The 5399-nt window shown below is 69.2% G+C and carries 7 protein-coding genes; 6 read left to right on the top strand and 1 reads right to left on the bottom strand.

Features of this window, described 5'->3' with window-relative positions; all coding sequences use genetic code 11:
* Positions 1-148 precede the first annotated feature (148 nt).
* Positions 149-661, top strand: a complete 513-nt coding sequence (locus ABD366_RS43135) for an ATP-binding protein (RefSeq protein WP_344443640.1) — start codon at positions 149-151, stop codon at positions 659-661.
* Here ABD366_RS43135 and ABD366_RS43140 read toward each other — a convergent pair.
* The gene (locus tag ABD366_RS43140; RefSeq protein WP_324768500.1) at positions 656-1030 is read right to left on the bottom strand and encodes a hypothetical protein; all 375 of its coding nucleotides are present in this window, start codon (positions 1028-1030) and stop codon (positions 656-658) included. The two genes, ABD366_RS43135 and ABD366_RS43140, sit on opposite strands and share 6 nt — an antisense overlap.
* On the opposite strand from ABD366_RS43140, the gene ABD366_RS43145 reads away from it, so the two are divergent.
* From ABD366_RS43145 to ABD366_RS43165, 5 genes are all read left to right on the top strand, one after another.
* Positions 1020-1235, top strand: coding sequence for a hypothetical protein (locus ABD366_RS43145; RefSeq protein ID WP_324768501.1), 216 nt, complete (start codon positions 1020-1022; stop codon positions 1233-1235). The two genes, ABD366_RS43140 and ABD366_RS43145, sit on opposite strands and share 11 nt — an antisense overlap.
* Positions 1236-1477: 242 nt before the next feature.
* Positions 1478-1990 carry a hypothetical protein gene (locus tag ABD366_RS43150; protein WP_324768502.1) on the top strand — a complete coding sequence of 171 codons (513 nt, stop codon included), beginning with the start codon at positions 1478-1480 and terminating at the stop codon, positions 1988-1990.
* Positions 1987-2508 (top strand): Rossmann-fold NAD(P)-binding domain-containing protein, encoded by a 522-nt coding sequence (locus ABD366_RS43155; RefSeq protein ID WP_324768503.1) that lies wholly within the window; start codon positions 1987-1989, stop codon positions 2506-2508. The genes ABD366_RS43150 and ABD366_RS43155 overlap by 4 nt, the downstream gene beginning before the upstream one ends.
* Positions 2490-2912: a Rossmann-fold NAD(P)-binding domain-containing protein gene (locus ABD366_RS43160; protein ID WP_324768505.1), complete on the top strand. Its 423-nt coding sequence runs from the start codon at positions 2490-2492 to the stop codon at positions 2910-2912. Before ABD366_RS43155 ends, ABD366_RS43160 begins: the two co-directional genes overlap by 19 nt.
* An 11-nt stretch (positions 2913-2923) precedes the next feature.
* Entirely contained in the window at positions 2924-4054 is a 1131-nt protein-coding gene (locus tag ABD366_RS43165; protein ID WP_324768506.1) for a hypothetical protein, read from the top strand.
* Positions 4055-5399 lie beyond the last annotated feature (1345 nt).

A 5399-nucleotide genomic window follows, 5' to 3' on the forward strand; every position in this document is an offset into this window, starting at 1 on the left:
TCACGGGCACGGCGGGCTTCCTCCCCTTTGGCTGATGCCAGTTTGCCGCCCCCGACTGTCAACGACAACCACGATGCGTACAACTCACAGTAGGGACTTGCACCTTGGGGTGCCCGCAAGGGATAGTGAGGGCACTGCTACTCTCTGTGTGGAGTTGATCACCCTGCGCTGCGTGTTTTGCGGCGCGGCCGGCCCCGGAGGACACGACATGGCCGAAGCGAAGACGGACCGTTCCCGCTACCTCGCACACCCCGCCCAGATAAGGAAGGCCCGCCACCACGCCGAACGGGTGCTGTCTGCGTGGGGAGTTGCTTCCGGGACGGCAGAGGCGGTGGTGCACGTGGCCGACGAACTAGCCTCCAACGCCGTACGGCATGTGCGTACTGCTCAGGGCCGCGAATTCGGGGTGACGCTCCGTCTGCTGGAGACGATCGTCCGTGTAGAAGTACGCGATGCCGACCCCACGCTGCCCATTCTGGTAGCACCGGGGGAGGACTTGGACGCGGACGGCGGCAGGGGCCTGTTGATTGTCGAGCGCCTGTCTGCGAGTTGGGGCAGCACTCCGGAAGTGCTCGGGAAGACCACCTGGGCAGACATCCCCCTGGAGCTCGTCAACGGCCGTGCGGATCGAGGCACCAACTCGGCTGAGGGGACGTCATGAGCGCCGCCTCCAGCGCCGCTTCGGCAACCCCCCCCACGGCGGGCATCCTCGGTCGGCCGAGAAAGCCGCCTTCGCGTGTGCCCACGACGCAAGGCGATGGAGCGGCTTCTGTTCCTCCTGGGGATGTGGCGTGCGGACAACCACGGTGATGCCGGCATCCGGCTGGTCGTCGGCAGATGCCTCATCGCCCATCATCTGCATGCCGAGTCCTGCCGTCAGATGCGACGTCGGGTGCTCGTAGGCGCCCTGCGCCACCAGATCCAGCGAGACCTGCAGGATCTTTGCCCGGTCACGAGCGATGTAGCAGCATCGCGGGTCTTTACGAACCCAGTCTTCGCCCCCAGACAGTGGTGCCAGCATGACCAGCACCGAACTCCTCCGGCCCGGGTTCTGGAGCGAGTGCCTTCTGGTTGCCCCCGACGCTGCCACGCTCGTCGCGTCGTATGGCGCGGATACAGCGCGCGAAACACTGCGGTGGCTGCGTGTTCCAGTCCGAATGCTGCAGTCCCTCTGTACCGACGGCGAAGCCGAGTCGGTCACCGTGTGGCTGCTGTTCGGGCAGGTGCGCTCCTAGAGGGGCCTCGACCAAGATCGATCGGTTGCGCTCGTTCTGTTGCCGAGCCTCCGCCCGGGCCTTGCGGTGTACTTCACCGCCCGCCCGGTGACCTTCCTTCCCCTCGCCGACGGCAACCGGCAGAACCCGCCCGCCTGCAGTCAGCAGTGGGACCAGTCCATGGCCGTGGCCTCGAGCATCTCTCGCGCCCCGCCCGCTCGGCATCTGACCAGCGGTAACCCAGCCTTCTGAAGGAGGCTCTGGTGAGTACCCTCACCCTCAGTACGCCCCGAAACCCGGCCCCGGTGCCGCGGATTGCCGACGTCTTCGACTTCGCCTGTACGCAGATACACCAGGCTGCCACCATCCTGTGGTCGCGGGCCGAGATCCGCGTCGGCGATCACGTGCCGAGCGTCACCGGCTATGTCGTTCACCTGAGCGTCAACGACCGCCTCCTGTATGGAATGTATTCGTATCTCGGTATGTCGCTGGTCTGGCTGCTGCGCGGGGCGGGCGGGTCCTGGCCGCAGGAGGCCGCCCGCTCCTGGCGGCGTGAGGTGCTGGTCTTCTGGCTGGTGGACACGGCCAATCTGCTGTCCACGGTGCTGTCCGCGCCGCCCGGTCTGCCCCTGAACGAGCGCACCCGGGCGCTGGCCGAGCGGCCGCTGGCCGCCTGCAGTCTGCTGGACCGGGCGAGCGCGGCCGTCCATCGGCAGCAGGACACCCCGGCCGCCTGGCACGAGGTGCTGACCGCGGTCAGAGGGGCAGTCACATGACGGGCGTTTACGTCGAGGCAATCGGTCTGGTCGGCGCCAGCGCGGTGGGACAGGCGATGGCCACGGCCCTGTGCACGGCGGGCCTGAGCGAGCGGCTGTTGATTGCCTCGCGCATCGTCGGGCAGGCCCACGCTCTTGTCGCCGACCTCGATGACCTGCGAGTAGCCGCCGGCACACCGACACGGCCGCAGGTCAGCTCGGCCACTGGCATGCACGCCTGCCGGGCGATCGTCATCGCTGTACGTGCCTCCTTCATCAACACCGCCCGTGCGGACGTCCGTATGGCCGGGGCGGCCGCGACCGCGCCAACCGTCGTCCGCCTCGCCCATCAGTTGCGCGGCTATGCCGGCACCGTCCTTGTGGTTACCAGCCCGGTCGACCTGATTACCCGTTTGTTCGCGGAAACCCTCGGCGCCCGCGGGTGGTCGGCATCGGCTCTAATCGCGATAGCGCCCGCTACCGCAACATTCTGGCCTGCCACCTCCGGGTGCCGCCGGCCGTGGTCCGCGGCCATGTGATCGGCGAGCACGGCGACGGCGCCGTCCTGTGCGCCTCCACCACCACAGTGAACGGCCAGCGCGTGCCACTGCCCCTGCAGTGGGCCAGAGACGAGCTGCGCGACTGCGCCGCCCGTATCAGCGCCAGCCTCGGGCGCACCCGGTCCGGTCCGGCCGGTGCCGTGCTCTCCGCCCTGCGCAAGAGCCTCGCCCTCGCCGACGGCACCGAGGAGCTCTCCGCCCCCCACAACGGCGGCTGCCTGGGGATTGATCTGCGCTCCACCCAGGGGCAGCCGGCCGCCTGCCTGCCCGAGCTGAACGACGCCGAGCAGAGGCAGTTCACCGCTACACATCACAAACTCCGCGTCGCCTACCACGACCTCACCACGCACCTCGGCATGACCGTGCCGAGCCTCACCACATAGAACGGGACTCCGTGGACACCCCCATCATGACCGCGCTGCGGCTGCATGCCGCGGACCAGCACCTCACCCTCCTCTCCAGCACCCCCGCCGTCGCCGACTACAACCGCCGCTACTTCGGCTCCTGGTGGAAGGCGTTCGAGGTCCCGGCCGCCACCGCCTGGACTGGTCCCCTACTGGCCGCCGACGTCAACGAAGCCGAGTACGCCGGCCTGCGCGCCCTCGTCGAAGCCAGCCCGCATGAGAAGGCCTCCTACGCCCGCGCCGAAACCCTCGTCGCCCATGACGCCACCGGCACCATCACCGCGGTCAGCCCGGGCCCACAGCTCGCCTACCTGCACCACACCCTCAGCGGATACCTCAGCCTCCGCGGCACCGACGCCGAACAGGTGGGCCTGGCATCGGCCCGCATCGCCCGCGACACCCTGCGCGGCCTGCTCCTGGCCGACGGCTGGACCCTGCTGCACGCCTCCGCCGCCGTCCGAGACGGCCAGGCCGTTCTCACCTTCGGCGCCAAGGGCGCGGGCAAGACCACCACCGCGCTCGCCCTCGCCACCCGCGGCTGGCAACTGCTCGCCAACGACCGGGTTTTCGTGCGCCCCACTCGGGCCGGACACCTGGACGTGCTGCCCTGGCCGTCGGCCGCCGCGATCGGCCTCGGTCTCCTCGACGCACTGGGCTGGTGCGACATCGCCCGCACCCGCCTCCACGACGGAGACCGCCTCCACCCCACCCAGCACCCCGAGGTCACCCAGGCGCTCATGACCGGCCGCCGCACCCCGCTGTGGGAGAGCGACGGGCGACGGGAGAGGAAAGCGCACATCTTCCCCGACCAGTTCAACGCCTGGTTCGGCCTCGACCTGGCCACCGAAGGCCGCGCCGCCACCGTCCTCTTCCCGCAGATCGACCCCAGTGCCCGACCGGCCGCCCTCAATCAGCACCGGGCTCTCGGGGATGAGGACTTCATGCACGGTGCCACCGAGGACCGCTACCCCGACATTCTCGGCCTGGCTCCCACCGGCAGCGGCAGCGACCACGCCCGACAGGCCGTCGCCGCGCACCTTGCCCAACTCCCGCACTGCAGCGTTCGGCTGGGCCACGACCTGGCAGCCAACGCGGACTTCCTCGCCCACCACCTCGCTTGAACCGACCCGGCCCGCCCGAAAACGAGGGCGGGCCCAGGGCCCCCCTACCAAGAGGCCGCTGCCTACGTTGCACGCGGTCGGAGTCATTCGGAGGAATCCCAACTGATCGAACAGCGTACTGACGAGATCATGGAAAACGGGGGCAAGAACGCAGCAGCTCTCCGCTCCGAGACCGCGGGCGTCAACGGCGACACCGCGACCGCAGCCCCCACGGCACCCGCAACGGCAGACGAGATCTCTGTCCAGTTCAGCGCGCTCGAGCCTGCTCCCGGGTGCGCAGCAGGCCTGGACCATCCCCGCGGGTGAGGGGAGCAGCTTGCCAGGTATGCCACGCGCCCGAGGGCGACGGGATCATCCCCGCGATTGCGGGGAGCAGCGGTCGACGTCGGCGTCGGTGATCTCCAACCGGGGACCATCCCCGCACGCGCGGGGAGCAGAACCAGTGCGTGAACGCCGGAGTCCCGTTCCTGGGACCATCCCCGCGGGTGCGGAGAGCAGAGTGAGGTTCTGACCATGGCACTCAAGCCCGAGGGACCATCCCCGCGGGTGCGGGGAGCAGGCAGGGTGAGTGACGGGACTTGAACCTGTTTTGGGACCATCCCCGCGAGTGCGGGGAGCAGGACGACGAAGCCAACACCGACGGCAACGTGCGGGGATCATCCCCGCGGGTGAGGGGAGCAGACGGCGCCGCTGGCGGAAGGGCAGGGCGGCCAGGTTCCATCCCCGTGGGTGCGGGGAGCAGGGACGGTTCACGCTCAATCCGTGCAGCCCGCAGGGACCATCCCCGCGGGTGCGGGGAGCAGAAAGTCGCGCAGCGACAGACCGAGCGAGTCGAGGGACCACCCCCGCGGGCGGGAGGAGCAGAAGGACTCCACCATCACATCCGCGCGGGCCGCGGGACCACCCCCGCGGGTGCGGGAGCAGGACGGTGACAGCTTCTGGGACGGAGAGCGCTCGGGACCATCCCCGCAAGTGCGGGGAGCTCGAGGGCCCTGCGCCGAGCCGGGCTTCGGTCGCGGGGCCATCCCTGCGGAAACAGGGAGCAAAACGGGTCGTTCTCGACGTAGACGAGGGTCTTGGGAGCATACCCGCGGGCGCGAGAGCACGCGGTCTCCGGCGTCTCCTCGGGATCGAGGATGGGACCATCTGTCGGCGGCGCGGATGCCGGGACCATCCCCGCGGGTGCGGGGAGCAGACTGCGTGACTTGCGGGTTTAGCGGCTGCGGGCCTGGCTTTCGCACACTTTCATTGAGTCGGTCATAACTCCCATAGGGTGGCTATTCTTCGGTGGGTGCAGTTCCTTCTGAGGGAAGACGCTGAGCTGGGAATTTACCCATCGACAAGT

Origin of the sequence: Streptomyces kunmingensis (assembly GCF_039533535.1) — a bacterium.
Classification (GTDB): Bacteria; Actinomycetota; Actinomycetes; order Streptomycetales; family Streptomycetaceae; genus Streptomyces; species Streptomyces kunmingensis.